This window comes from Pseudomonas sp. LJDD11, assembly GCF_024584215.1.
Lineage (GTDB): Bacteria > Pseudomonadota > Gammaproteobacteria > Pseudomonadales > Pseudomonadaceae > Aquipseudomonas.
The window spans coordinates 1-669 of record NZ_JANJFL010000088.1; the positions used below are offsets into that span (position 1 = coordinate 1).

Genomic DNA, 669 nt, shown 5'->3' on the forward strand with positions numbered 1-669 from the left:
AGGGTCTTTCGGATCAATGATCGCAGGCACATCGGGTGCAGGCAGCAGATTGGCATTCGATGCGGTGTTTGCCGCCACACAGCATTCAGAAGGTTGTAGCGAGCGCCCCTCATTCATACCGCCCATGACCTCGTTCAAAAAGTGCTCGAACCGTGCGTTATCCACCTGCACGAACTGGCCTTGATTGAACGCTCTGGGCATTTTTTTTCACACTGTCAGAAGTGACAGGTTTCGCTGCCACTGATCGGACGGGAAACAGAATATGAATGATGAAATGCGGCTCAGAAGAGAGGCATCGCGAGCAGAACGCTCACGATGCCCACAGGAGGCGTGTCACTCCAGACTGGAGTCGATAACCAGCACAATCTTGCCCGACACCTGATTGGTCGCCAGCTCCGCGAATGCGGCTTCGGCGTCACTGATCCCAAAGGTTCTGGCCAGTTGCGGCTTGAGACGCCCTTCGGTGAACAGCGGCCAGACATGCTGGCCCAGATCGCTGAGCAGGTCTGCCTTGAACGAGTCGTCACGGCTGCGCAAGGTCGAACCGAGAACCTGAATGCGTTTGCCCAGCACCTGAGCCATGTCCACCTGAGCGTCGCGCCCGCCCATCAGGCCGATCAGCACCCAGCGGCCGTCGAGGCCCAGCAGCTTGACGTTAAGCCCTGCGTA

General features: G+C 58.0%; 2 protein-coding genes. Both read right to left on the minus strand.

Annotated elements, in window-relative coordinates; genetic code table 11:
- Positions 1-201, minus strand: a 201-nt coding sequence (locus NRB16_RS28880) for a hypothetical protein (protein ID WP_257107564.1), incomplete at its 3' end; no start/stop codon positions are given.
- A 132-nt stretch (positions 202-333) separates the two neighbouring features.
- On the minus strand, positions 334-669 hold a 336-nt coding region (locus tag NRB16_RS28885; protein ID WP_257107565.1), incomplete at its 5' end, for a zinc-binding dehydrogenase.